Source organism: Paenibacillus sp. FSL P4-0338 (assembly GCF_038002365.1).
Taxonomy (GTDB): domain Bacteria; phylum Bacillota; class Bacilli; order Paenibacillales; family Paenibacillaceae; genus Paenibacillus_AQ.
Map to the genome: position 1 here is coordinate 3,300,191 of NZ_JBBOCG010000001.1, position 26,192 is coordinate 3,326,382.

Below are 26,192 nucleotides of genomic sequence, written 5' to 3' on the forward strand. Positions count from 1 at the left end.
GACCGGAGTCATTGGGGTTACAGGTGCTACAGGCGTTACGGGTGAACCCGGAGCCACCGGGGTTACAGGTGCTACAGGCGTTACGGGTGCGACTGGAGCCACCGGGGATACTGGTACGACAGGCGTTACGGGTGCGACCGGTGCCACAGGTGCGACCGGTGCCACGGGTGCGACCGGTGCCACGGGTGCGACCGGTGCCACTGGGGATACAGGTGCTACCGGCGTTACAGGTACGACCGGAGCCACCGGGATTACAGGTGCAGCAGGCGTTACGGGTGCGACTGGAGCCACCGGGGATACTGGTGCGACCGGCGTTACGGGTGCGACCGGTGCCACCGGGATTACAGGTGCAACGGGCATCACGGGTGCGACTGGAGCCACCGGGGATACTGGTGCGACAGGCGTTACGGGTGCGACCGGCACCGGGATTACAGGTGCAACGGGCATCACGGGTGCGACTGGAGCCACCGGGATTACAGGTGCAACGGGCATCACGGGTGCGACTGGAGCCACCGGGGATACTGGTGCTACGGGCGTTACAGGTGCGACTGGAGCCACCGGGGATACTGGTGCGACAGGCGTTACGGGTGCGACCGGTGCCACCGGGATTACAGGTGCAACGGGCATCACGGGTGCGACTGGAGCCACCGGGGATACTGGTGCTACGGGCGTTACGGGTGCGACTGGAGCCACCGGGGATACTGGTGCGACCGGTGCCACCGGGATTACAGGTGCAACGGGCGTCACAGGTGCGACCGGAGTCATTGGGGTTACAGGTGCTACAGGCGTTACGGGTGAACCCGGAGCCACCGGGGTTACAGGTGCTACAGGCGTTACGGGTGAACCCGGAGCCACGGGGGATACTGGTACGACAGGCGTTACGGGTGCGACCGGTGCCACGGGTGCGACCGGTGCCACTGGGGATACAGGTGCTACCGGCGTTACAGGTACGACCGGAGCCACCGGGATTACAGGTGCAACGGGCATCACGGGTGCGACCGGTGCCACCGGGGATACTGGTGCGACAGGCGTTACGGGTGCGACTGGAGCCACGGGGGATACTGGTACGACAGGCGTTACGGGTGCGACCGGTGCCACAGGTGCGACCGGTGCCACGGGTGCGACCGGTGCCACGGGTGCGACCGGTGCCACTGGGGATACAGGTGCTACCGGCGTTACAGGTACGACCGGAGCCACCGGGATTACAGGTGCAGCAGGCGTTACGGGTGCGACCGGTGCCACCGGGATTACAGGTGCAACGGGCATCACGGGTGCGACTGGAGCCACCGGGGATACTGGTGCTACGGGCGTTACGGGTGCGACTGGAGCCACCGGGGATACTGGTGCGACCGGTGCCACCGGGATTACAGGTGCAACGGGCGTCACAGGTGCGACCGGAGTCATTGGGGTTACAGGTGCTACAGGCGTTACGGGTGAACCCGGAGCCACCGGGGTTACAGGTGCTACAGGCGTTACGGGTGAACCCGGAGCCACGGGGGATACTGGTACGACAGGCGTTACGGGTGCGACCGGTGCCACGGGTGCGACCGGTGCCACGGGTGCGACCGGTGCCACTGGGGATACAGGTGCTACCGGCGTTACAGGTACGACCGGAGCCACCGGGATTACAGGTGCAACGGGCATCACGGGTGCGACCGGTGCCACCGGGGATACTGGTGCGACAGGCGTTACGGGTGCGACCGGTGCCACCGGGATTACAGGTGCGACAGGCGTTACGGGTGCGACTGGAGCCACCGGGGGTACTGGTGCGACAGGCGTTACGGGTGCGACCGGGGTTACAGGTGCTACTGGCGTTACGGGTGCGACTGGAGCCACCGGGGATACAGGTGCGACAGGCGTTACGGGTGCGACTGGAGCCACCGGGGATACAGGTGTGACAGGCGTTACGGGTGCGACCGGAGCCACCGGGGTTACAGGTGCTACGGGTGCGACTGGAGTCACCGGGGATACAGGTGCTACGGGCGTTACGGGTGCGACTGGAGCCACCGGAATTACAGGTGCAACAGGCGTTACGGGTGCGACCGGTGCCACCGGGATTACAGGTGCGACAGGCGTTACGGGTGCGACCGGTGCCACGGGTGCGACCGGTGCCACAGGTGCGACCGGTGCCACGGGTGCGACCGGTGCCACAGGTGCGACCGGTGCCACGGGTGCGACCGGAGCCACTGGGGATACAGGTGCTACCGGCGTTACAGGTACGACCGGAGCCACCGGGATTACAGGTGCAACGGGCATCACGGGTGCGACCGGTGCCACCGGGGATACTGGTGCGACAGGCGTTACGGGTGCGACCGGTGCCACCGGGATTACAGGTGCAGCAGGCGTTACGGGTGCGACTGGAGCCACCGGGGATACTGGTGCGACCGGTGCCACCGGGATTACAGGTGCAACGGGCGTCACGGGTGCGACCGGAGTCATTGGGGTTACAGGTGCTACAGGCGTTACGGGTGCGACTGGAGCCACGGGGGATACTGGTACGACAGGCGTTACGGGTGCGACCGGTGCCACAGGTGCGACCGGTGCCACGGGTGCGACCGGTGCCACGGGTGCGACCGGTGCCACGGGTGCGACCGGTGCCACGGGTGCGACCGGTGCCACTGGGGATACAGGTGCTACCGGCGTTACAGGTACGACCGGAGCCACCGGGATTACAGGTGCAGCAGGCGTTACGGGTGCGACTGGAGCCACCGGGGATACTGGTGCGACAGGCGTTACGGGTGCGACCGGTGCCACCGGGATTACAGGTGCAACGGGCATCACGGGTGCGACTGGAGCCACCGGGGATACTGGTGCTACGGGCGTTACGGGTGCGACTGGAGCCACCGGGGATACTGGTGCGACCGGTGCCACCGGGATTACAGGTGCGACAGGCGTTACGGGTGCGACCGGTGCCACCGGGGTTACAGGTGCTACGGGTGCGACTGGAGCCACCGGGGTTACAGGTGCTACGGGCGTTACGGGTGCGACCGGAGTTACAGGTGCTACGGGCACGACAGGAGCCACTGGAGCTTCTGCGCCAGCAAATTCTTCCTTGTTTGCTGACAGTCAGACTGCCTCTTTGTCTGTTCCATTAACAGGTGAAACAACGATTCAGACTCTTAATGTACCTGTAGTGGCAGGACAGCGGGTGAAAATCGACAATAGTGTGCAAATGGCAGTGGTTGTAGGATCTAACTGGAGCGTCGCGTATAACGTTAACCTAAGAAGGAATGGAGTCTTGATTAATCAATTGCAGATCTCCAGAACGGGTAACAGTTCCGGTACGTTGAGGTTTCTTTCTTCCAACACTTACGTGGATACTTCGCCTGCCACAACCACCAACGCATATACGGTAAGCATAGAATTTACGACAGCTACAAACGTCACAAGCGCTGCAGCAGAAGTAAGAAATATAAATGCTATTGCTTTCAGTTAAACTAGATGTCGAACTTATGATAATTATGCATTGCTTTTGTTGATACATGCTGAGTTGTACATTACTCTACTCATAAATTTGTATATGTATCGAAATTCAGCAAACCTAATATTCCTAATAAATTTAATGATGTTACAGCGGTTTGTAACGAGTGGGAGGGACTTGGGCAGGCCAATCAATGAAAGAGCAAGTGCTGTCATCTGGCGCAGCGGTGAATATATCAGGTAAAACTATCCTAGATAATGAAACTCTTAGACATCGAGGACGAGAGAGGGCCATGGCCTTCTACTGTCCTTTTTTGCTTTGGGCGTGCTCAGCTAAGTACGCATCTTCCCTCGCGTGACTAGTGTGCAGGTAAAAGAGGGGGATTTGAAGCCTCAACAAAGCCGTTACATGTAGACTCCCTAGTTCAAGGATGAAGTGGAATTTCATCAAGAAGTTCACCAGGTACATGACGCGCATCAAGCGGCTTCAGGCCTACTTGAAGTCGGTGTTCATGTCCACTCCTGCGACGAGATGACGGGTATTCAGTCGTTATCGCACAAGAACGAAGTCTTCCCCTGGCATGATCTCCTGTAGTATTTTGTGCTTGTTGCGTTGTCGGCTACAGAAGGCAAACTGCGCCGTGAAGAACGGGCTAAGCTAAAATTGCTACCGCAAGACAGCGACTTGAGGTTTAGCATGACGATTCCAAAGCTCAGACCAGATCATACAACAGGTCGGGATCGAAGCCCGGAGTGATATCCTCTTCGCCTCCATCTTTTCGCCAGCTTTCTTTGGATAGAGGCCTAGCTTATTAAGAAGGGAAGTATTCGACGCTTACGATCCTCCGCAGTTACAGCTAGCACTTAACAAATACAATATACTGTGCGAGGATAATACAGCAAAAATGGAAATTGTAGGCCAGGGCTGTCTTTTCTCACAGGTTGCTCAAAGAAGCGTCTTCCAAAATACAGAAGACGCTTCTTTAATCCTTATGGAGCATATCCTTATGAAAGACAGGCGCAAAGTCCTGGGCACCGAGTTTGCGTATGACCCGACTATTTCGAAGTATTTTTGAACTGTTCCTTCCGCAAAAACTGCGGAGGGATGACGAGGTCTATATAGTTCATCTATTAAGATAATCCTCCACGTAAGAAAGAAACATCAAGACGGGCAGCAATTCCGACCCTTTTTTGAACTTTCCTGACCCCGGAGTAGCCCTATGTTGACCAAAAATTCATCCATTTTACTTTACATAGAAATAAGCGAGAAAAGAAAGCTAGCTGCCTTAAATGCACTTAATATGAGCGTCCTTTCTTCTGTTTCCCCACCCTCTTCTTTTTTTATTTCAATAACTATTGAACTCGTCATTCCACACTAACTGGTGATAATCCTAAAACGATACTTCACCTAAATAACGAATTACATGTAAATTCATAATATGTACTCATTAATGAGTATTCATGAAATTATTAAGCTATCTTGCTGCTGCACAATCAGTTAACGATTTATTCCACCCTTAAGAGGTTATTACAGAATAAAGAATTGCGCCTTATAAAAGTATGCAAGAAAAATGAATTATGTACGTCCCCTCTCCATTCGCTCCGCAGAAACAACATACCAACCCGGGTCCACTTCAAATGCATCCCAGCGCCGATTCAGAGTTGCTGCAGCTTCTGGAACCACTCCGCTGCCTGCAAAGAAATCAACAACATATTCGCCTTCCTCACTACTGTTCTCAATGATCCGCTTCATCATATCTATCGGCTTCTCTGTAGGATGAATCGTTTGATTGCCTGGAATGCGCGGGATCTGCCAGATATCTGTTTGATTCCGCGTGCGTATCCGCCGAACGTTCTTCGTACCTTTCACTGCCATAATGATAAATTCATGCTGATACCGGTATTGCCATCCCATGCCCATATTCTTCTTATCCCATACAATACAGTTTTTGATCGTAAATCCGGTAATCTTAAGCCATCGTGCCATATCAGGATATGTACGCCAATCGATAAAAATGTAGGCATGGCTACCTGGTTTCAAAATACGATAGGCTTGTTTCAACCAAGCAAGACAAAATCGGCGGTAGTCGGGAAACGGCAGGTTATCATTGGGGAAAATTTGAAAACGGGGTCTCTTATTCTTGGTTTGAGTTGTCCCTTTAAATTTCAAATTATACGGCGGGTCGGCAATTACTAAATCAACAGTTTCATCAGCAATAAATTTTTGAGCACCTTCAATACAGCTATCCAAATATAACATTTGAAGTCCTCCCTTGATGTATTAGTTCCAATTGTTATATACGGACAAACAAGAACACAGGTTCCCGTTTTTTCATTCAAGATTACTTTCATATTCTCTCACTCTACGATAGAAAGTAGGCTTCTTCATGCCGATTCTTCTCATCGCTTCCGTTGCAGTATACTCGCCGGATTTCCACGCCTCATATGCTTCAATGAATGTATTATCAATCTCATGTTTGGGTCGGCCAAAAGTAACACCTTCCGCCCGGGCTACCTCAATGCCTTCGGCCTGCCTTGAACGGTTCTTCTTCCGTTCCTGTTCCGCCACGTATGCCAGAAGGCTAAGGAACTGATCCTCCATAACCTTTCCGAAATCCCCCATCGTTTTAAACTTACGGGAATCAAACAATGTTTCATTATCGAGGCACACAATATCCGCACCGATCTCACGTGTGATATATCGCCACTCCGCAATGATACCGTCATAATCCCTGCCTAGCCGATCTAGAGCATCCAGGTAAACCAAATCACCTTCACGTAGCATAAGCCGCATGGCCTGATAACGTGGACGATCAAAATCTTTGCCACTTTGCTTATCAACAAATACAAAGCGCTCCTCTATTTCTAATTCCCGGAATTTTAAGAGCTGACGCTCTACATTTTGCTCCTTTGTTGAAACTCTTCCGTAAGCGATCTTCAATGGAACCTCCTCCTAATAGAAAAAACGTCTCAAATGATCCCTTGAATCACTGAGACGTTCCAAAATTGATTTTATGGTCTTTTGAAACGAACTAATAACCAGTTATTCCGCTGTCTCAAAAAGTATGCTTTTTGGAACTAACTATAATTACACTGATATCTTCATTATTCATAAAAATATTATATTTAAGCCACTTAAGATTCATTAACAACTTCATAATATATGAATTCAATACTCCCCTTAATAGGAAGAACGCATATCCCATTTTCTTTAAGTTTGGAAATAATTATTCTGGCCTTGTCTTTGTCATCGCGCTTCTCTATTTCTTCAAATGTTGTATAACCATGATGTCTTATGCCCATTCCTTTAATTCCTGTGGAAATAGCTATCTTCACTTAAATCATTCCTTCATTTATCTTATGGTGTAGTAAAATTTAATAATCTTATTGATTTAGCGTTTTCTCTTCTGATAACCTTGCCTATTCAGTTCTACCACCATTCTATATTGTTTTATATTTTCTTCTGAATCATCTTGATGATTACGGAAGATAACTCCACCAATTTGTTCTACAAACATTTGTGGTGTCTTCTGATAACTATAAATATGGTGTTCATCCTTACAGATTGCATGTTCTTCAGTAAGAGTATGTTCCATGTTAATTTTACTGTAATTAATTATTTCTTTATCACATATAGGGCAGATCATCTCTCATCCTCCTTTTTTATGCATTACTCGTCAACCGGAACGTATCTTCGGAACGGGAAGCAAGCTTACTTGCTTCGCCCTTCTTTAATAAGCCCCATGATGTTACTTATTGTGTCTTTCTCATACCCCGAAAGCCAATGAATTGTTTCAAGTTCAGGTTTCGTTAACTCGCGACCAATAGTAGCCTGGATTTCCTCTACAAACGGCCTGTATTGCAGAAGATGCCATTCTTCTAAAGGTTTACCTTCCGGGAACCAAGAACTAGTTAAATCCTTATCAACCCACTCAGCACGACCACGATCATTAACACCCTTGTACTCCAATTTCATTTAGATTCACTTCACTCCTTCGCTATATGCGTCAGTTATCCAATACACTCAGACTAATTACTTCGGCCAAAGGCATCCGCCTAATTGGTCAGCGATATCTCCGTCCGGATCTGACGATGCTATCCTTTCTGCAGTCCCCTCACATCTCGGACAATTCAACTCTAAAAGATGGTTATTAGAAATAACTTTCGATTGATCAACAAGGAATGTGAAATCACATGATCGGCAGCAGTATTTTTCAAGTATTCCATCCATAACTTTTCGCTCCTTCGCTTTTCTCTTGACTGTGTGCAGCGCTGCGGAACCGGAAGCAGTACTCCCTCCTATTTTTGGATGGAATAAATCGCTCCGTGCAACCCACCTCATTCAGATTATTGATTATCCCTATACTTCAATTCCCCTTCAATGTATTGCGGATCTCCGCGACAGCCACGCATTCCCTGCGGAACTGTTTCGGCTCCTATCCCTGGAGCCATCGTCAGGCGGACAGTATGGCATACTCACAGTCAGTTATAGTTGCGTAAACCTTGCCCTTGAATAATTTACTGATAATGATGTAGTACCTTGAATTATTGGCACGTAAAACTTGGTGAATTGCATATCCTTTAAAAGAGCAGGCATATGTGCTCTTCATCGTTAATCCCCTCCATAGTTCAAGCCCTTCGGCTATTGGATGTTTAGCGTTTATGGTCTCTTTCAGCGTATTACTCTAAGTCTTGCAGAAACTCTTTATCATCATCAGAAGCATAAAATTCCAGCCAACAAGCCAAACAAACAGGTTCTTTATCACCATAAACAGTTCTTAGCTCAACTAGATGAGATGTCCGGCAGATCGTACACTCCATGAGTAGCCTCCTGTCTTCATCAGTTTTTTTCATTTTGGGCATAAACCAGGCTGCGACAAATCACAAAAACAAATCACACAAACCGATTAATCAAGTGCCATAACATCAACTCCTCCCCACTGCGTATGCGTCAATCACGCTCAATCATTTTCGTCATAGTGCGTCGTTCCATACCCTCCATCATGAAAGAAAGCCTCAGTTCTTCTTCTCGCGACAAATCCTTACAAGTAGACTTTGCTTTGGGCTTTTCATCAGAGGGGAATAACTTGTTTTTATTCATGAATGCGCTATAGAATAGCTTTAATTCTTCCTGCATAGCCCTCTTATAGAATTCAAAATTCAGTTCTATCTCTAAATGCTCTGCAGCCGTACAATAAGCCCCTAATACTTTGTACTTCCTCTTTGAAGCCCCTAACTTGTTGTAATAATCGCAATCCCCCAACACCATGTAAAGTATTTGATTCAGCAGACGAAATTCGGAATCGTCATGGTACCTGAACCATGCCATTTCTACGGTTTCGGCAGCAATGTCATTTTCATTGATTCCGTATTTCTCCATGAGCTTTTCGAGCATCTTCTGCGCGGATTCCTTTTCTCCAGCAACTCCACGCTCTGCCAGAGCCTTTAACCCTTTTAACTTTTCTAACATTTTCTCTTTATCATACATTGGGTTCCCTGCCTTTCTTATACGTAAATGCGTCAACCGACCAGCAGCTTATTGTAACTTTGCAGTTACATTATCTTTCTTTGGTTTGAGCTGATACTTGCTACATCCGTTATTTACAGCTTCTTTATAATTTTTTGCCATGACCGCACCAATACGTACACCATTTGAATAGATGTCATATGTTCTCATTTGAATCTCCCCTCCTCGCAAATTGCACCTACCTTATTTCCATTTGCTAATTTACTTTTGAAACATCTGTCTATAATCTTTGGATTCGAATGTTCCTGTCTCCCGATCTACAGGAACCAATCCCAAATCAGTGTGAAATACATGGCATCTATCATTAGAATGTGCATAGTGAACTTCTTCATAACCCGCTTCTCTTAAGACACGACACAATATCATTTGTTCAAATAAACCCAGTTGCATAAGTCACCTCATAACCCGTTTGATTTTTACAAACTAACGCATAGCCTCATTCAGCCAATCCACTGCTTTATGATCAAATTGCCAAACCACTTCTTCAATGATCTCTCGAATTTTGATGTCTTCAGGGGGCCGGTTATACGCCCAGCCCCGTTCATAATGAACCAAAGATTTTACGACCACTTTCTGTCGATCTGGATACACGGTCAACCGACTGATACGGCCTTCAGCGATCCCAAACAAAGATGGCTCTGAGAATATGTGTGCTTGTACATACAGACCTTGAGTTGAGAAGTATGCAGGTTATGAACGGTTTCTAGATGATCCGCAGGGACTGCGCCAATAAAATAAGTGCGGTCTTCTTCACCTGATAATACTTGGCACGATACCAGTTAAATTTGTTCATGAGGGACTCGTCCAACTCTTCTACCCGGCAAAAATACTTGGCTTCAACCAGCATAAGTTGATCAGGATCAAGGCTACGCAAAGCTTTTTCCATGGGGTATAACTGATCCTCAACCTCCCATATTTCATCCTGAAGCCGTTCGGCTTTATCGTACATACTCATGACCGCTTGCTCCGTGGAAGAGTGAGGGATTCCAGATCGTCCACTAATGCCGGTAAGTTCCATCCCCGCCGTGACCTTGGGTTCTTTAGGCTTTATCTGCATTAACTCTGATTTCAACCAATTAACCCGTTTATTAGCCTGATAATATTGCTTCAAACGATACTCTACGATAGATACGTATTGCTGCCGGATCGCTACAGGAATATTCATTTCAATTTGTTCCACTTCTTCAGCGCAAGCACGGGCAGAAGATTTACCCGTTTTCTCCAAATGCCCCTTAATGATCATCAGTTCATGCTCTACGGCAACTGTTATCTTTACTGACTTCTTCAACTTTTGGTACCTTGCAAATAACCAATCGACCGGCACCAATGAGATGTTGAGCTCCGTGACCTGAAAGTTCTTCAATTCCTCGCACTCCCCCCTGGGTAAGCCCTCTGTCTCTTCCAATCCGAAATCCCAAGAGCTTTGTTCAAATTCCTTGTTACAGATAATGCACCGGAAAGCGTACTCTCTTACTTCCTGGCACCTATTGCCGCAATGAAGGCAGATCAATCACCTTCCCCCCTTCGCTTGCTTAGTTCATGTTGACGATTAGACTCTCATCATTTTCCATGGCAGCAGCTCCTCCTTCATTCTCGATTACTTCAGTCTTGGCGAGTCACCCAAGCAAAACTGATCTCACCGCGTCCCGAATCTTCCACCACATAAGCCACACCCTTCGTGACATACGGGTTGGTAGTAATCCGCAGTGATCCGAAGGAGGTCTCGACTGATTCATATTTGGCGATATCCGCTTCCGGACACACACACATTTTCAGTCGGTCAATACTGCACCCCTTACCAGGGGATAACAGGGGCCGAATAGCCCTGTTAATCATGTCCATGGCACGAGGATGAATCGGCTTGGTGGAGAGTTGACTCATAATCCTGCCCCTCCTTCCCACACATCAGAATAGTTGTAACTGGCCCGCCTGCTCGGTAGTTGTAAACGAAGTGCTTCCCATCACAAAAGAGAGCGTATGTTCTGATTGAATTGCATGACTCTCCCTCTCGGAAGCCCAACCCCCTTCCAGCATTCGCTGCGTCTATAGCTTTACTAGCAGTTCAACAAACGTGTCGTTCCCTTCTTTTTGTGAACAATCTCCATCTGCGCAGGAGTTGCATGTAATACCAGCCAATTCTCCGGTGCCAACCGGTGTAGGCTGATCACTCCCTTTTGCTCCCGTGTGGGACGCACGGCTCTGCACTTCTTCTTTTCTTTGAATTTCACATGAGTGCTCATCTATTCCGTCCTTTCAATTCGTTGTTGGTATCTGAGTTTTTAGCGTTGACGTACTGCGGTTCGTTCCAAGGCTTTGGCCTCCTTGATCTCTTGTGCCTTACGCATCATCTCAGCCAGTTCATCCGGGCTAGGTATCGGCCCGCCGCCATCATCGATCAAGATGGGTATCTGCGTTTTCCTGCTTCTTCCGCCCTGGCTGCGCGAACCTTCGTAGCTCCTTGGAACCTGCGGCGTTGCCGAAGGCTCTACGGGCTTCCTGGATTCCGGTTTATCTATGTCCCCCCGCTCACGATAGCCCCGGAGAATGCCTTGGACATAAGCTAGGTTTCGCTTATCCGCCCCGAGCCGATAGGCCGCTCTCATAGCGGTATGCAGCCACTCTCCTCCGTAGGTGTTGTATAAGGACAGCAGGTCTTTTTCGTCAAAAGGGGTTAGCCTGCCGCCTGCGACAAAGTTATTTTTGTAGTCCAGCAAGTTGTTCTGGAATGAATGGGGCTCATGAACTGCTTTCAACGTGTCCGCAATGGTTCTAGTTGTTGTTATTGTTGTAGTAGTAGTTCTTTTAAATCTTTTAATAGCTTTAATACTAACTTTAGAAACGCTGAAACCCTTGATACGACTAGGATAATTGCGTGTGACGGTTCCCTTTTTGGGAACTGTATGGTTCCCCTTTTGGGAACTGGCTAGTTCCCTTTTCAGGAACTCGGTTCCTTTTTCGGGAACTCGGTCCCCTTTTAGGGAACTCCGTTCCTCTTTTGGGAACTCGGTTCCTCTTTTGGGAACTCGGTCCCCTTTTGGGGAACTCGGTTCCTCTTTTGGGAACTCAGTTCCCTTTTCGGGAACGGTAGACTTCAGTAAATTAGGGGATGGCCTCGCCAGATTGAGATTGATCAGCTCCTTGAACCTGTTGGGATTCGCGCTGACGACTGACTCCATGCTCCAGAGATCGTAATGCTTATTCAGCTGAAAAGTATTCAACTCTTTGTCCCAAAGAATGACGTTCCCTTGAAGAAGCTCTTCTAAAACACCACGGATATGATTTTTACCTATCCCTGTTTCAGCAAAATCCTTCAATTCCGGAATGATCGCCGATGGCTTCCCGCACCCCCAGCTCAGCGTCAGGATAAAATCTATGACATCACGCTGGCGCTGAGAAAATTTCCGCCGGATCAGCTCTCGGTGTATTTCATGCGATATTCTGATGTGACCATCCGTTGGCTGAGGATTAACACTGGAATCCACGGCATCGCCTCCTGTATTCTGTCGGGCCTAGATCGCCCTGAATCGCTTGGTTCTCTCCTGCCATTCCCGGTTCAGACCGCAACCCTTGGCGGGGATCTCATAATGCCTGCGTCCGCATACAAACGACACGAATAGGCCGGTTGCCTGCTCATAGTACATTCCATTCAAGACCTCTGGCGGCTGCTCGATCTGAACATCGATGAGATCAAACAGATCCATTTGCTCGACATGCTTCATCGCACGCCCCCCTTGTCACTGCGGTCTACTGAACGCAAAATTGCGCTAAGTGAAGAAATTGCATTGCTGAATGTTTTATGAGATAATAGCCGCGCGTGTTGGACCAGGTACGTAAGCATTTGCGGTGCTTATGTACCTTTTTTGTTGTTCACTCCGCATAATGTTCTTGACTAGCACATGATGCTGCAGCGGATTCCGTTCAAACCAGATGGTTGCGAGTAAGGGTAACGTCATCTCTTCCTGCATGAATTCCTCACCTCCCTCTTATGCCCCGGCACTGAGCGCAAAATTGTGTTCATCCCCTCTGCCAAGCTCAGCGCAGGAATGCGTTCACTATCCTGTAATTACTGAACGCAATACTGCGTTTAACCCATAATGGATCGTTTCGCTTAACGACAGACTGCGTTCAGTCCACTGGACGCAGAGAATCGCTCATTGGTGGAGTGAATAACAACTGAGCGCAGAACCGCGTTAAGTTATCGGTCTCCAGCCTTCCACATATTGCAGTGCCTTCTCCAAGTCTTCTTTGCGGATATCTCTGTAGCTGGTAACCTGAAATTTGGCATAGATAGCCCGGTACAATTGCCGGTAGAATACCGGCCTCCTGCTTGCCTGATTTGTAAGCAAGCTCACCCTGCGATCTATTGCCCCATGCAGCTTCTTCTGCTCCACGGTCTTGAGTGTGACTTCCTTGACTACATCGCCCAGCCGCTGCTCTACTTCCTGTACGCGTTCCTTCATTTGAGTGAATGCCGCTTCGCTAATGAGCAACGGATTGGGTGATGCGGAAGCAAGCCTACCTTGTTGTTGTAGCTGGTTCTCCATTTGATTGAAGGCTGCAATATAATCTTCCTTGAATGTCGCCGCTTCACGGCCGGTAAAGCCCGTAATCAGGAACACAAAGCCGTCCCGGGTCACCTTGTAATACGGATTCTTGCGTCCCGACCTATCCGAATATTCACTAAGCGCAAAATTGCGTTCAGTAAATTCGGGACTGCATTCGAGTGTCTTAATGCTTCTCAGAATATCCGCATGACGCTTGCCGAACTTGTCCGCAATGCTCCGGCTATCGGTCATGGCTTGTCCATTCTCGACATACACAAAATGACCGTTCTCATCCTGGTTTGTTGCAGACGATTGAACCGTGAGTCCGTTTGTCATTAACATCCACCCTTCGTTATGTAGTTCTAATGCGTCAAGCACCTAACTGTACATAGGGGATAGATTAGTCCTCCCACTATGGCGGATTCCGCGACCTTCCCGGCAATGACCGGTAGGTTTCGGCTGGTATCCCTCCAGCCATCATCAGGCGGTGTTTCATCTGAGGAAGCTATAGTCTCAGCCATAATATGGATCGGCTCCGTCAGGCCTGCCTCTTCACTGAGATCGCATCAGCCCATTCCCATTCTTCCGGTTGCTGGGGATTTGATGGTCGTTCATAAATATTGTGATAATCCGCTTCAGCCACCGTCTCCACGCGATATTCCATCCGTCTGCCGATCTGATCCTTACCTCTGAAATAGAGATGCTTTCGGTCGTCAGACACAACCTTCACTATTGCAGAGATGTGCAGCCAGTCCTGCAGGTATTCTGCAGCAGCTCTCCCCGTGATCACCGGCAATAAGTTTGTATTCCCCACTTTTGTTTACTCCTTTCGTTGTTATCTGATTTTCCTATTTCATGTACAAGAGATCCCCTCACCACATCTCCTTATATGCCTGTTAATCAAATGATCTTTCATACAACTTGGCCGCTTCCTCAATGGTCTTGAAATCAAATTCAAAATACACGGCACGAACGACTTCTCTAATCTGATCCTCAGCCCAGCCTTTGCGTAACAAAGCTGCGCGAACATACCCCAGGCATGCATTATTGCTCCACTGTTGCATTGACCTTCCTCCTTTAATTGGTGGGATACTCACAGATCCATATGAATATCGTAGTTACTCCGAACGGCCCTCTGGGCCTGTATCTATCTCCCTGAGTCGGACACCCTTTCATCGCTCAAGAAAATATAAGGGTATTCATGGGATATCACTCTGAACCCTGGATAGCCTCTAGCAAAATAAGCTTCAAGCTCCTGTGCAAATAACTCTGTATCAATCGGCTTCAAGGCCCATATCCGTTCTCCAACCATACTTTTGATTAGCGGGTTATCATTTACTAAGGATTGCACATCTACATCCCCGCTCTCATGATTGGGCTTAACGCAATTTTGCGTTGAGTATTTACAAATACCAAAGTTCTTTCATTACAGCGAACTGAGCGCAAAATTGCGTTCAGTATAAATACAAGGCTTGTCCTATGCTATAAGGAGATACGTTGCCTCACTAAATCCAAAATGTCTTTGGGAAGATCCAGAATAACGGTACGTAGAAGGTGAAGTTCTTCCTCTGCCTTTTGGCGATCTGCTTCTTCAATCAAGGAGTTGGTGGCATCGGACAAAACTATAAGTCGCATGTATCTAGTAGACAGCGCCTCTGCAAACTCCAATTTGTTCCACTCACTCATCTGGTATTCTCCATACTGGGGAACTTTTGTGAACGAATTCACCCTTAATCACACATCCTTGAGGAGATAGCTGTGGGCTTGCTTCTATGTATTCCTTAACAAGCCCTCTCCTTCTTAGTTCTTGACCGTACCCTCCTTCAAAGAGCCGTTTGAGGATAGATGAGATACACCGGTCCGTGATGGCTCCCAGACGTTTGAGTAGGTGCTGGTAGAGCTCTATGTCGTAAACCTTCGTAGAGTCCTTTAATTCTGTAATCTGTTCCCGTTTTATATATAGCAGTTCAAGCTTTTTAAATTCAATTTCATAATAAAGAGAAATAATTAAGTCCTCATTGGTAGCGAAATTGATGAACAACTCACCTCGTTTCGCTTTAATTGCTTCAATTTCATTTGACTTCTCCGTCAAGCGATCTTGAATACTGAGCAAACTCTTAAGGCTACCCATATGCAACTGCTCCTCCATTATTTATTCAACCCTTTTAAAGCAAATTGTACTTGGACAGAGGCCTGATGTATGATGTTCTTAAGCAATTCCCATAGCCGAACCCACAATCACTGTTGTCGGTATAACTCGGCGGGCTTACATATTAGTACCTTTCAGTTTTCAGCCACTGATACAGATCTGATTTAAGGACGGTAACAGCCTCACCCTTTTGCCGGTTGCGGTTCAAGTGAGGGAAAGTCGGATGTTTGGTCAGCTCATTCACCTTCGGGGGGCTGAAACCCAGCAACTTCTGGATATGAGCGGGCCGTAGTACTTCAGGATATTCTCCATTCAGGCGAAGCTCTGTGAGTTGCCGTTCCAGCTTCTCATTCTGTTCTGCCAAATCAGCAGCTAAGCGAAGGGCTTCAGCAAATGTTGAAGGTGTTTTTAATGTCTTTGCCATGACTAGATCACCTCTTGGGTAGCAGAGTTTTTGTTTAAAAAGCACGTTTCGTGCGGTTCAAGATCAAAAAAAATAGTCTGTACCGATTGTTTATAGTGTGCGGCAATCTTTACTTTAATTTCATCCTTTGGAACTCTTTGAGCGTTCTCATACATTTGAAGTGCGCTTATGCTAATACCAATTGCATTCGCCGTTTCTTCTCTGGATGCTTCACCACGGAGTCGAATCAATCTCTTTGCAATTAATTCTTTCATTCCTTTACACACCGCCTCTCTTAAAAAAGCCACGATTCGTGTTGTTGAAATAAATATACACCGCACGTTTTGTGCTGTCAACACGTTTTGTGTTCTTTATTAAAAAATAACACGTTATGTGTTATTGTATAGACGGGTGATGAAACGATGGCGACATTCGGTCAAAGATTACGTAAAATTCGTACGGATAATAATCTTACTCAAAAGGACTTTGGAGTCTTATTCAAATTGAGTGAGAGTGCAATTGGTATGTATGAGCGGGATGAAAGAGAGCCTCCTTTTAAATTCGCAAATGACATTGCGGATCGCTTCGATGTTGATACAGACTATCTCTTTGGCCGAACAGATATACCTAAGTCCAGGACTGTGAACTCTAAAAATCAAACTGAATTTGAAGCGTTTATCAACAATCCAGAGCACGGTATTTTCTTCAGAGATTATCTATCTGCACCGGAAGAGCGCCGTGAAGAAATGCGAGAAATTTTCAAGATACTGCAGGAGAAAGAGAAAGGCCGGAAGCCTGGAGATATTCAAGGTGAAGACCGATAGAAATACCATAGCCAGAAATGGCTTTTCTTTTTAACTAAAATAAGAACATATGATCCCGTATTGAGGTGAACAACATGATTATGAATTATAAGATTCCCCCACTCGAACAAAAGATAATTGAATTGTACAAAGTACATCGGATCACCAAACCTGAGCATTTAACTGTCGAATCATTGGCAGCAAAATTCAATGTGTGGGTCCATTACCATCATAAAAAAAGCAAAGGCATTGAAGTTTCTCCAGACGTATATACTATCTTCCTGGATAAGCGTCTTCCTGAAGACAAACAGCGTCTTGAATTCCTTCATGAACTATGCCATATGCTCCGACATGCTGGAAATCAAACAATTATGCCCGAACTATTCACCAAAGCGCAAGAGAGTGAGGCAGACCGTTTTGTTTTTTACGCTGCCATCCCCTTCTTTATGCTTGAAAAGTTAAGGTTGTCATCTGTGAGAAGTGAAGCCATAGGATACATATCCCGGGAATTCAGTGTTCCGCTAGATTTTGCAAAGAAACGCTATGAAGAAATTGAAGATCGTGTAAGGCAAGGTATATTCTTATCTGCCATTGAATCAGCAGCTTCTACTCGTGATATCATTCGTGACTCTTCAGAAGGATACATAACGAATCAAGTCAACTTACATATTCGCGCTTATTACAATTGGGATGGCGACTGCTCCCGGCCACATACGCTAATCATTGAACAATCTGAAGGCTTTGATTGGGACAAGCCGTTAGAGATTGAGGTTGATGGAAATTATGAGAGCTGCGATATGCCATCGTACATGTCCCATGATTCTGCCACTTTACTTGCTGGAGATCTCTCTATCCCTAGCGATCATAAAGGCTACGTTACTATAAACTTATCGCGTGTTGCTTGGCGACACGGTAAACTGTCAACAAGGCTATATTTATCCATGGAAGCCATTGATGATGCCTTGAACTTCTGAAATTTTGAAGGGAGTGATGCAAACAAAAGTTTTACTGATGATTAAATTTCTAAGGAGGAGCTTATGAAAGGCCATGTTTATCCAAGAGGAAAAACGTACACTTATGTTTTCGATCTTCCCCCGGACGCACTAACCGGTGAAAGGAACCAAAAAACAAAGGGAGGATTCAAAACTGAAGCTTTAGCCTGGTCAGCCTGCAGAAAGGCAATGACAGATGCCGAGAAAGGATTGGATGTTAGAACAACCAACATCACCTTGGAAAAGTATCTCTACGAATATCTGGAGACTCATGCAAAGCCTAACTTCAAGCCAACATCATACGATACCGAAAAAACCATTATCGAAGCCCGAATTATACCGGTACTCGGTAAAGTGAAATTGCAGGCACTTACCCCGCGTGCCATCAAAGGCTTTTATGCTGAACTCAGGAAGAAGTATTCAAAGGATTATGTGAAGAACATTCACGGAGTGCTGAAACGCGCGCTCAGGCTTGCATATACGGAATCGGGGTTACTGGCTGAAGACATCATGAGTAAGGTGTCCATGCGGAGTAAGGTAAATGCAAACGAACAGAAAGAAATGCAGTTCTGGACCATTGAAGAATTCACTCAATTTCTGCAATCCTCGAAGCATCATGTTCATTACATTGCGTTTTCATTAGCCATATATACTGGAATGCGGCGCGGTGAAATTCTGGGGCTGCGGTGGAAAGATATCGACTTTGAGAAGAAAGAGCTGAAGGTTATTCAGACAGCGAATTGGACACGGGATGGCTTGGTAATCCAGCGGCCCAAGACAAATGATTCGATCCGGCGGGTCAAGCTCTTTCAGAATATTATTGACGATCTTCAGGAGCGCTATTCACAAATCGAAGCCTACAAGAAAGATTACGGGGAAGCCTACGAGGACAATGACCTGGTATGCTGTTATCCCGGAGGAGGTTATATTAAGCCGAAGCGAATCACAGAGGGGATGGATGTTCTTGTTCGCAAAGCCGGGGTTAAGAAGATTCGGTTCCATGATCAGCGTCATACCCATGCTTCATTCCTGTTAGCGATTGGAATAAATCCGAAGGTTGCCGCCGAACGCCTGGGCATGACTCCAGCGATGTTTAATGAGAGGTACTCCCATCTGTTGCCGATCATGCAGGAAGAGGCCGTTGACAGAATTGAAAATGAACTCAATAAATTCGCAGAAAAGCAGCTTGAACCTGTGGAATAAAAGTCTCCGTTAGCAAATCCGTTAGCAAGCTTAAAAATATGGCCTTTCCCCACTCAAGCATATTCGCTCCTACGAGCCTGTAAATAGTAAAAAACCCTTACTAGGTAAGGGTTTAAGTGAAGTGGGCCCTACAGGACTCGAACCTGTGACCAATCGGTTATGAGCCGACCGCTCTAACCAACTGAGCTAAGGGCCCGGACTAGGATATCCGTATTATACGAGTGCTGTCCGGTGTAATAAGGTAATTGCGGGGGCAGGATTTGAACCTGCGGCCTTCGGGTTATGAGCCCGACGAGCTACCGGGCTGCTCCACCCCGCGTCAGTTAATAATTATTTAAACAGCGACAATAGATAATATACAATATACCCATGGATAAAGTCAAGGATGATTTTGGATTTTCTGTCTAAGGCAGAAAACGCACACCATAACGGCCCTTACGCGAACGGTATATTTCCACAAAACTCGGATCATGATAGCCATAGATCCAGCCGTCCTGCTCCAGTCTTTTGGCAAGGCAGCCCGCTTGAAATCTGGTCCTGAACAACTTGGCAAAATAGATCCAATTCATGATACCCTCTTCTCCTTCATCACAATAATATATGTCCCGGTGCTATTTATCATGCCCAGTTTTGCAAGAAAATTAGAGGATTGCTCAGCGGATCGGATGGCAATTTCTGCCCGAAAGCTTAGGTGGCTGGTTGAAGGATAACGCTCGCCTGGAGCAGATTACTGGGGGGATGGATTATAAAAAATGAGTTGAAAACAGGAAGAGAGTGCGCAGCTAATTAGGGGCTGTGGAGATAATGAGCAGTTGGGGGGAAACAGTTGGATTTTGTACACTTAATTTGGTGGAAATCTCCTCTTAAAAGGAAATAAGTGGATTTAGATCATCTAGTTCTGGCGGTATCTGCGTTATTGTCCATTTCAGGTTTCAACAAGTGTATTTTATCCAACTAAAGTCTCCAGAAATGTGCTGAGCCATTGAATAAATGCTGTTTTTCCAGTTATCCCCTAAAAAGGTGTTTCGAGAGTGAACGGGCGCCCGACCGAAAAAGGAGTTCCATCATGTGAAAGTACTCAAAAAGAAGCCCGATCCCCTTCAAAGGGGACTGAGCTTCTTTTATACGTCCTCTTCTCTACACGCCGAAGGCGGCAGGGTCCTGGCGCCAGGATTGCAGCAGCGCTACATCGCTCTCCGCGATCTTGCCATGGGCCAACGCCACATTAATCAGTGTGCTGTAATTGGACAGGCTCTGGAGCGGAAGCTGTGCAGCGGCGAAGGCTTCTTCGGCGCGGTCCAGCTCGTAGCTGAAGATGGCCAGTACGGCCAACGGGAGGCCGCCTGCTTCTTGTACGGCCTGCGCAGCCTTGATGGAGCTGCCGCCGGTGGAGATCAGGTCCTCGATCACGACGACCTTCTGGCCGGGTGTGATCAGTCCTTCGATTTGGTTCTGCTTGCCATGGCCTTTGGCCTTGTCCCGGATGTAAGCCATCGGGAGACCGAGCTTATCGGCCACCCAGGCCGCATGCGGGATACCGGCGGTTGCTGTCCCGGCAATCACCTCGGCGTCCGGGTAGCTGGTTCTGATCAGCTCTGCGAAGGCCTCGGCAATGTAGTTGCGGACGGCCGGGAAGGCCATGGTCAGACGGTTGTCGCAGTAGATCGGCGATTTGATGCCGGAGGTCCAGGTGAACGGCTCCTGCGGACGCAGGGCTACCGCTCCGATCTCCAGCAGATGACTTGCGACCTGTTCACTTCGATTCTCTAATATGCTCATGCTTGGCTCATCTCCTCAATAATAGTCAGTGCTGCTGCACGCGGATCTGCCGCTGCTGTAATCGGCCGGCCCACTACCAGGTAGTGGCTGCCTTGGCGGATAGCCTGCCTCGGCGTCATGACCCGGGACTGGTCGTCCAGGGACGCCCCGGCGGGCCGGATACCAGGGGTAACCGTACGGAACTCGGGTCCGCACGCTTCAGCAATCACCACGGATTCCTGCGGGGATGCTACCACTCCATGCAAGCCTGCTTCCGCTGCAAGCTTGGCGTAACGCACCACTGCATCAGTCACTGTTCCGGCTATGCCGATTTCGCGGTTCATCACTTCCTGGCTGGTGCTGGTAAGCTGTGTTACTGCAATGATCAGCGGCATGTGCAAGGGTGGCTTCAGGCTGACCGCCTGGGCCGCTCCTTCCAGTGCAGCCGCCATCATGGCGGCTCCTCCAGCGGCATGTACGTTGAACATATCCACGCCGAGCAAGGTCAAGCTCTCTGCCCCGCCCCGTACGGTGTTGGGGATATCATGCATTTTGACATCTAGGAATACCGAATATCCGCGCTCCTTCAGCTCCCGGATGAAGTCAGGACCGGCTGCATAGAACAGCTGCATGCCCACCTTCATATAACAGGGGATTCCTTCGAGCTGTTCGATCAGCGCCCGCGCCTGATCTGCATTCGGGTAATCCAATGCAACCATCAGCCGTCCGGCCATTTCATTCCACTTCTCAATCTGTCCGACATTCTCGTGCCCGTGCTGCTGCTCTGCTGCTGTCCGTTCCATTCGCCAACCTTCTTTCTTAGTTATCGTATCCATCGCCTCTGGCTTCAAGGTCCCGGGCATAGGGGAACGGTCTGCGTTAACGCAAACCGTTCCTGTAGCAGCCTGTTACAGCTGCCTCACCCTCTATCTTATTGTCCAACAAAAGCAGGCATCGGCTGGGACGAGAAGTTAATCGTCTGCAGCATTCTCAGCAGCGCCGTTACCGTATCGAGCGAGGTCATACATACGACTCCGTTCTCTACCGCTTCACGGCGGATGCGGAATCCGTCACGCTCAGGCGTTTTGCCCTTGGTCAGTGTATTGAAGACGAAGTTCGCTTGACCGCCGCGGATCAGATCCAGAATAGTCGGCTCACCTTCATCCAGCTTGTTAACATTCATTACGTTCAGCCCGGCCTGCTCCAGCGCCGCTGCTGTACCGCCGGTGGCGATAATTTTGTAGCCCATGGCATGGAAGCCCTTCATCAGTTCAACTGCTTCAGCCTTGTCTTTGTCGGCTACGGTTACGATGATTGCGCCGGTGGCGGGAATCTTCATTCCTGCACCGATCAGGCCTTTGTAGAGCGCCTTGGCATACAGTTTGTCGCGGCCCATGACTTCTCCGGTAGATTTCATCTCCGGTCCGAGCGTAGGCTCTACTCTGCGCAGCTTGGCAAAAGAGAACACCGGTACTTTTACCGACACATAATCGCTCTCCGGCCATAAGCCTTCAGTATACCCATCTTCCTTCAGCTTGCCGCCGAGAATGATCTTGGTCGCCAGGTTCGCCATCGGAATACCTGTTACCTTACTCAGGAACGGAACCGTACGTGAGGAGCGCGGGTTGACCTCAATGACATACACTTCATTCTGATAAATGACGAACTGGATGTTCACCAGACCGATGGTCTTGAGCTCCTTGGCAATCTTGATGGTAATCTCGGCAATCTTCTGCTTCAGACCTTCATCCAGATATTGCGGCGGGTAGACAGCGATAGAGTCGCCGGAGTGAACCCCTGCGCGTTCCACATGCTCCATGATGCCCGGAATGACAACTGTCTCTCCGTCGCAGATGGCGTCCACTTCCACTTCCTTGCCCAGCATGTAACGGTCGATCAGCACCGGATGCTCCGGATTCACTTTTACCGCTTCAACCATGTAGCTCAGCAGCTCTGTGTCGTTGTAGACAATCTCCATGGCGCGTCCGCCCAGGACATACGATGGACGAACCAGCACCGGATAACCGAGGGATTGCGCGGTTTCGACGGCTTCATCGATGTTGATTACGGTCTTGCCTTTAGGTTGTGCGATATCCAGACGGGCCAGCAGCGCTTCGAACTTCTTGCGGTTCTCGGCTTCATCGATGCTCTCCAGGCTGGTCCCCAGAATGTTCACGCCTGCAGCAGCAAGCGGTGCAGCCAGGTTAATCGCGGTCTGTCCGCCGAACTGTACGATGACTCCGATCGGATTCTCCTGAGCAATCACGTTCATGACATCCTCGAAGAACAGCGGCTCAAAGTACAGACGGTCCGAGGTATTGAAATCCGTCGATACGGTCTCTGGATTATTATTGATAATTACAGCTTCATAGCCGGCCTTCTGAATCGCCCACACCGCATGCACTGTGGAGTAGTCAAATTCAATCCCCTGGCCGATACGGATCGGGCCGGAGCCGAGGACAATAACCTTCTGCTTGTCGGAATGAATGACCTCATTCTCCGTCTCATAGGTCGAGTAGTAATATGGTGTTGTGGCCTCAAATTCAGCGGCGCAGGTATCTACCATTTTGAATACCGGAACCAGACCCTGCTGCAGACGCAGCACACGTACCTCTGACTCCTTAGTGAATGCTCCACCTGGACGGCCTTCGGCACGGATCTCGGCAATCGCCCGGTCTGTGAAGCCCTTGCGCTTGGCCTGATACAGCGTCTCAGCAGACAAGGTCTCTTCGGCACGGATCTCCTCCTCGAAGCTCACGAGCCCCTCGATCTTGGAGAGGAACCACCAGTCCACATTCGTAATATCCTGAATCTCCTGCAGTTCATAGCCGCGGCGGAAGGCTTCCGCGATCAGGAACAGGCGTTCATCATCCGGCTTGGCAAGTCTATAGCGCAACACACTCTCTTCAAGCAGCTCCGCTCCCGGCAGACGGAAACGGTGGACACCGATCTCCAGCGACCGGATCGCCTTGTGAATCGACTCTTCAAAAGTCCGGCCAATCGCCATGACCTCTCCGGTCGCCTTCATCTGCGTTCCCAGCTTGCGGTTCGCCGAGATGAACTTGTCAAATGGCCAGCGTGGGATCTTGCTGACGATATAGTCCAGCGTAGGCTCGAAGCAAGCATACGTCTGGCCGGTTACCGGGTTGACAATTTCATCCAGCGTATAACCGAGGGCAATCTTGGCCGCCATCTTGGCAATCGGATAACCGGTCGCCTTCGAGGCCAGCGCTGACGAGCGGCTTACACGCGGGTTCACTTCAATGACGTAGTACTGATAGCTCTGCGGGTCGAGTGCGAACTGAACATTACAGCCGCCTTCAATATTCAGCGCGCGGATAATCTTCAGGGAAGCACTGCGCAGCATCTGATATTCACGGTCGGACAGCGTCTGGCTAGGCGCCACAACGATACTGTCGCCCGTATGTACGCCAACCGGATCAAAGTTCTCCATGTTGCAGACTACAATACAGTTGTCATTCGCATCACGCATAACCTCATATTCGACTTCCTTCATGCCGGCGATACTCTTCTCGACCAGACATTGGCCGATCGGGCTGTAACGGATACCTGCCTTAACGGTCTCGCGCAGCTCTTCTTCGTTGTCGCAGATCCCGCCGCCGGTTCCGCCCAGCGTGTATGCCGGACGAACGATCAGCGGATAGCCGATCCCTGCGGCGAAGCCAAGAGCTTCTTCCACACTGGTAATGATCGCACTTTCCGGCACAGGCTGTTCCAGCTCACGCATCAGGTCGCGGAACAAATCACGGTCTTCTGCTTTCTCAATGGATTCGAGCTGGGTCCCCAGCAGCTTCACATTCTCCTGCTCCAGGACTCCAGCACGGGCCAGCTCTACGGCCATGTTCAGGCCGGTCTGTCCGCCGAGGGTCGGCAGCAGCCCGTCCGGGCGCTCCTGGCGGATAATGCCGGTAACGAACTCCAGCGTGATCGGCTCGATGTATACTTTGTCAGCCATATTGGTATCGGTCATAATCGTCGCCGGGTTGCTGTTGATCAGCACGACCTCGACGCCCTCTTCTTTAAGGGCTTGACAGGCCTGTGTGCCTGCATAGTCGAATTCGGCAGCTTGACCAATAACGATCGGGCCGGAGCCGATAACCAGAATTTTTTTGAGTTTATTGTTCTTAGGCATGTTATAGAGCTCCTTTCACGGCTTCAAGCTGGGGTGCGGATGATTTCGGTGCCGTGATTCTGGCATTGGCCGCAAGCTGTGCCTGGCGCGATCCGGCCGGCCGCTGCGCCTTGTGATCTGCGATCAGCTGCAGGAAGCGGTCGAACAGATAACTGCTGTCATGCGGTCCCGGCGCCGCTTCCGGATGATACTGCACCGAAAAAGCGGGGTAGCGGGTATGCTTCAGTCCTTCAACGGTCTTGTCATTGTTATTGATATGGGTAACTTCCAGGTCTGTGCTGGCAATCGATTCCTCGTTCACGGTGTAGCCATGATTCTGGGAGGTGATGAAGCAGCGTCCGCTCTCCAGCTCCTTCACCGGATGGTTCCCGCCGCGATGGCCGAACTTAAGCTTCTCTGTATCAGCGCCGCAAGCCAGTGCGAACAGCTGGTGTCCCAGGCAGATGCCGAAGATCGGGTATTCGCCGAGCAGCTCGGAGATTGTCTGTACCGCATAAGGCACATCCTTCGGGTCCCCAGGGCCGTTCGAGAGCTGAATGCCATCCGGGTTCAGTCGGCGGATCTCGTCTGCTGTAACATCATGAGGCACAACCACTACATCACAGCCACGGCTGTTCAGCTCGCGCAGGATGCCTGTCTTCGCGCCGTAATCGACCAGCACAATACGCTCCTTATTGCCCGGGCTAGTGTAGCTTTTAGTCGTAGAGGTACGGGCCACTTGATTGCGCAGCTCCTCAATAGTAGTATCACCCATCATCTCCATCAGTTCTTCCACACGCTTGTTAGAAGTGGTGAGGATCGCCTTCATGGTGCCATAGTGGCGGATAATGCGGGTAAGCATACGGGTATCAATCTCGCTGATGCCGGGAATATCATATTCCTTGAGCAGATCGTCTACACTGTATTCAGCACGCCAGTTGCTGGGTACGGATTCGTGACGCCGCACAACAAAGCCGTGTACAAAAGGGCGCACGGACTCGAAGTCATCACGGGTAATGCCGTAATTCCCGATCAGCGGATACGTCATGGTGACGATCTGGCCGCAGTACGAAGGGTCCGATAGTACCTCCTGATAGCCTGTAATTCCTGTGTTAAAAACAACCTCGCCCGTCTTCTCGCCTTCCGCGCCAAATGCGGTGCCTGTAAACAGTGTTCCGTCCTGAAGCAGCAATCTCGCCTGCATGCCTTCCACTCCTTCTTGTTTCTGTAGTCTGATTCTTATGTCACAGCCATGCAGCCG

General features: G+C 49.4%; 30 protein-coding genes and 2 tRNA genes. 4 read left to right on the top strand and 28 right to left on the bottom strand.

What is annotated here, in order from left to right; translation table 11 throughout:
* Nucleotides 1-10 precede the first annotated feature (10 nt).
* Nucleotides 11-3,436 carry a beta strand repeat-containing protein gene (locus MKZ07_RS14530; protein ID WP_445670305.1) on the top strand — a complete coding sequence of 1,142 codons (3,426 nt, stop codon included), beginning with the start codon at nt 11-13 and terminating at the stop codon, nt 3,434-3,436.
* Between the two features lie 1,560 nt (nt 3,437-4,996).
* On the opposite strand, the gene MKZ07_RS14535 is transcribed toward MKZ07_RS14530, so the two are convergent.
* The 21 genes from MKZ07_RS14535 to MKZ07_RS14625 form a co-directional block, all read right to left on the bottom strand.
* Nucleotides 4,997-5,680: a DNA-methyltransferase gene (locus tag MKZ07_RS14535; protein WP_341026315.1), complete on the bottom strand. Its 684-nt coding sequence runs from the start codon at nt 5,678-5,680 to the stop codon at nt 4,997-4,999.
* Between the two features lie 72 nt (nt 5,681-5,752).
* Nucleotides 5,753-6,361, bottom strand: coding sequence for a recombinase family protein (locus tag MKZ07_RS14540; protein ID WP_341026317.1), 609 nt, complete (start codon nt 6,359-6,361; stop codon nt 5,753-5,755).
* 194 nt (nt 6,362-6,555) lie between these two features.
* Nucleotides 6,556-6,756 (bottom strand): hypothetical protein, encoded by a 201-nt coding sequence (locus tag MKZ07_RS14545; RefSeq protein WP_341026319.1) that lies wholly within the window; start codon nt 6,754-6,756, stop codon nt 6,556-6,558.
* A 56-nt stretch (nt 6,757-6,812) separates the two neighbouring features.
* On the bottom strand, nt 6,813-7,067 hold the full coding sequence (locus MKZ07_RS14550; RefSeq protein WP_341026320.1) for a hypothetical protein: 255 nt from the start codon (nt 7,065-7,067) through the stop codon (nt 6,813-6,815).
* Between the two features lie 65 nt (nt 7,068-7,132).
* Complete coding sequence (locus MKZ07_RS14555) at nt 7,133-7,396, bottom strand: hypothetical protein (protein ID WP_341026322.1); 264 nt, start codon at nt 7,394-7,396, stop codon at nt 7,133-7,135.
* Between the two features lie 704 nt (nt 7,397-8,100).
* Nucleotides 8,101-8,241, bottom strand: a complete 141-nt coding sequence (locus MKZ07_RS14560; protein WP_341026323.1) for a hypothetical protein — start codon at nt 8,239-8,241, stop codon at nt 8,101-8,103.
* Nucleotides 8,242-8,371: 130 nt separating this feature from the next.
* Nucleotides 8,372-8,908, bottom strand: a complete 537-nt coding sequence (locus MKZ07_RS14565) for a DUF2786 domain-containing protein (protein ID WP_341026325.1) — start codon at nt 8,906-8,908, stop codon at nt 8,372-8,374.
* A gap of 48 nt (nt 8,909-8,956) precedes the next feature.
* Nucleotides 8,957-9,097 carry a hypothetical protein gene (locus MKZ07_RS14570; RefSeq protein ID WP_341026326.1) on the bottom strand — a complete coding sequence of 47 codons (141 nt, stop codon included), beginning with the start codon at nt 9,095-9,097 and terminating at the stop codon, nt 8,957-8,959.
* Between the two features lie 273 nt (nt 9,098-9,370).
* A complete protein-coding gene (locus tag MKZ07_RS33605) occupies nt 9,371-9,613 on the bottom strand; it encodes a DUF7678 domain-containing protein (protein ID WP_445670306.1) in 243 nt (80 codons plus the stop codon).
* A 37-nt stretch (nt 9,614-9,650) separates the two neighbouring features.
* Nucleotides 9,651-10,310 (bottom strand): hypothetical protein, encoded by a 660-nt coding sequence (locus MKZ07_RS14575; RefSeq protein ID WP_341026327.1) that lies wholly within the window; start codon nt 10,308-10,310, stop codon nt 9,651-9,653.
* Between the two features lie 239 nt (nt 10,311-10,549).
* Nucleotides 10,550-10,828 carry a hypothetical protein gene (locus MKZ07_RS14580; protein WP_341026328.1) on the bottom strand — a complete coding sequence of 93 codons (279 nt, stop codon included), beginning with the start codon at nt 10,826-10,828 and terminating at the stop codon, nt 10,550-10,552.
* Between the two features lie 173 nt (nt 10,829-11,001).
* On the bottom strand, nt 11,002-11,187 hold the full coding sequence (locus tag MKZ07_RS33610) for a DUF6906 family protein (protein ID WP_445670286.1): 186 nt from the start codon (nt 11,185-11,187) through the stop codon (nt 11,002-11,004).
* A 39-nt stretch (nt 11,188-11,226) separates the two neighbouring features.
* A complete protein-coding gene (locus MKZ07_RS14585) occupies nt 11,227-12,429 on the bottom strand; it encodes a replication protein (protein WP_341026330.1) in 1,203 nt (400 codons plus the stop codon).
* A gap of 27 nt (nt 12,430-12,456) precedes the next feature.
* The gene (locus MKZ07_RS14590; protein WP_341026332.1) at nt 12,457-12,666 is read right to left on the bottom strand and encodes a hypothetical protein; all 210 of its coding nucleotides are present in this window, start codon (nt 12,664-12,666) and stop codon (nt 12,457-12,459) included.
* 471 nt (nt 12,667-13,137) lie between these two features.
* Nucleotides 13,138-13,827: a Rha family transcriptional regulator gene (locus MKZ07_RS14595; RefSeq protein WP_341026333.1), complete on the bottom strand. Its 690-nt coding sequence runs from the start codon at nt 13,825-13,827 to the stop codon at nt 13,138-13,140.
* A gap of 202 nt (nt 13,828-14,029) precedes the next feature.
* Entirely contained in the window at nt 14,030-14,305 is a 276-nt protein-coding gene (locus MKZ07_RS14600) for a hypothetical protein (RefSeq protein ID WP_341026335.1), read from the bottom strand.
* 82 nt (nt 14,306-14,387) lie between these two features.
* The gene (locus MKZ07_RS14605) at nt 14,388-14,555 is read right to left on the bottom strand and encodes a hypothetical protein (protein ID WP_341026337.1); all 168 of its coding nucleotides are present in this window, start codon (nt 14,553-14,555) and stop codon (nt 14,388-14,390) included.
* 418 nt (nt 14,556-14,973) lie between these two features.
* Nucleotides 14,974-15,177, bottom strand: a complete 204-nt coding sequence (locus tag MKZ07_RS14610; protein ID WP_341026338.1) for a hypothetical protein — start codon at nt 15,175-15,177, stop codon at nt 14,974-14,976.
* Complete coding sequence (locus tag MKZ07_RS14615; RefSeq protein WP_341026339.1) at nt 15,170-15,622, bottom strand: hypothetical protein; 453 nt, start codon at nt 15,620-15,622, stop codon at nt 15,170-15,172. Before MKZ07_RS14615 ends, MKZ07_RS14610 begins: the two co-directional genes overlap by 8 nt.
* A 142-nt stretch (nt 15,623-15,764) precedes the next feature.
* The gene (locus MKZ07_RS14620; RefSeq protein ID WP_341026340.1) at nt 15,765-16,064 is read right to left on the bottom strand and encodes a hypothetical protein; all 300 of its coding nucleotides are present in this window, start codon (nt 16,062-16,064) and stop codon (nt 15,765-15,767) included.
* Between the two features lie 2 nt (nt 16,065-16,066).
* A complete protein-coding gene (locus MKZ07_RS14625) occupies nt 16,067-16,318 on the bottom strand; it encodes a helix-turn-helix transcriptional regulator (protein ID WP_341026341.1) in 252 nt (83 codons plus the stop codon).
* Nucleotides 16,319-16,465: 147 nt separating this feature from the next.
* Between MKZ07_RS14625 and MKZ07_RS14630 the strand changes: the two genes are divergently transcribed.
* From MKZ07_RS14630 to MKZ07_RS14640, 3 genes are all read left to right on the top strand, one after another.
* On the top strand, nt 16,466-16,867 hold the full coding sequence (locus tag MKZ07_RS14630) for a helix-turn-helix domain-containing protein (protein ID WP_341026342.1): 402 nt from the start codon (nt 16,466-16,468) through the stop codon (nt 16,865-16,867).
* A gap of 80 nt (nt 16,868-16,947) precedes the next feature.
* Nucleotides 16,948-17,820, top strand: coding sequence for an ImmA/IrrE family metallo-endopeptidase (locus tag MKZ07_RS14635; RefSeq protein WP_341026344.1), 873 nt, complete (start codon nt 16,948-16,950; stop codon nt 17,818-17,820).
* 63 nt (nt 17,821-17,883) lie between these two features.
* Entirely contained in the window at nt 17,884-19,041 is a 1,158-nt protein-coding gene (locus tag MKZ07_RS14640) for a site-specific integrase (protein WP_341026345.1), read from the top strand.
* Nucleotides 19,042-19,163: 122 nt separating this feature from the next.
* Here MKZ07_RS14640 and MKZ07_RS14645 read toward each other — a convergent pair.
* The 7 genes from MKZ07_RS14645 to carA all read right to left on the bottom strand — a co-directional run bounded on the left by MKZ07_RS14645 (nt 19,164) and on the right by carA (nt 26,135).
* Nucleotides 19,164-19,237 (bottom strand) — tRNA-Ile (locus MKZ07_RS14645).
* A gap of 49 nt (nt 19,238-19,286) precedes the next feature.
* Nucleotides 19,287-19,360, bottom strand: a tRNA-Met gene (locus MKZ07_RS14650).
* Between the two features lie 85 nt (nt 19,361-19,445).
* The gene (locus MKZ07_RS14655; RefSeq protein ID WP_167347621.1) at nt 19,446-19,610 is read right to left on the bottom strand and encodes a hypothetical protein; all 165 of its coding nucleotides are present in this window, start codon (nt 19,608-19,610) and stop codon (nt 19,446-19,448) included.
* A gap of 568 nt (nt 19,611-20,178) precedes the next feature.
* Complete coding sequence (gene pyrE / locus MKZ07_RS14660; protein ID WP_036690144.1) at nt 20,179-20,820, bottom strand: orotate phosphoribosyltransferase; 642 nt, start codon at nt 20,818-20,820, stop codon at nt 20,179-20,181.
* Entirely contained in the window at nt 20,817-21,602 is a 786-nt protein-coding gene (gene pyrF / locus MKZ07_RS14665; protein ID WP_445670287.1) for an orotidine-5'-phosphate decarboxylase, read from the bottom strand. The genes pyrE and pyrF overlap by 4 nt, the downstream gene beginning before the upstream one ends.
* Nucleotides 21,603-21,730: 128 nt before the next feature.
* Nucleotides 21,731-24,952 carry a carbamoyl-phosphate synthase large subunit gene (gene carB / locus MKZ07_RS14670; RefSeq protein WP_036690146.1) on the bottom strand — a complete coding sequence of 1,074 codons (3,222 nt, stop codon included), beginning with the start codon at nt 24,950-24,952 and terminating at the stop codon, nt 21,731-21,733.
* Between the two features lies 1 nt (nt 24,953).
* Nucleotides 24,954-26,135, bottom strand: a complete 1,182-nt coding sequence (carA, locus tag MKZ07_RS14675) for a glutamine-hydrolyzing carbamoyl-phosphate synthase small subunit (RefSeq protein ID WP_051493110.1) — start codon at nt 26,133-26,135, stop codon at nt 24,954-24,956.
* Between the last annotated feature and the right edge of the window lie 57 nt (nt 26,136-26,192).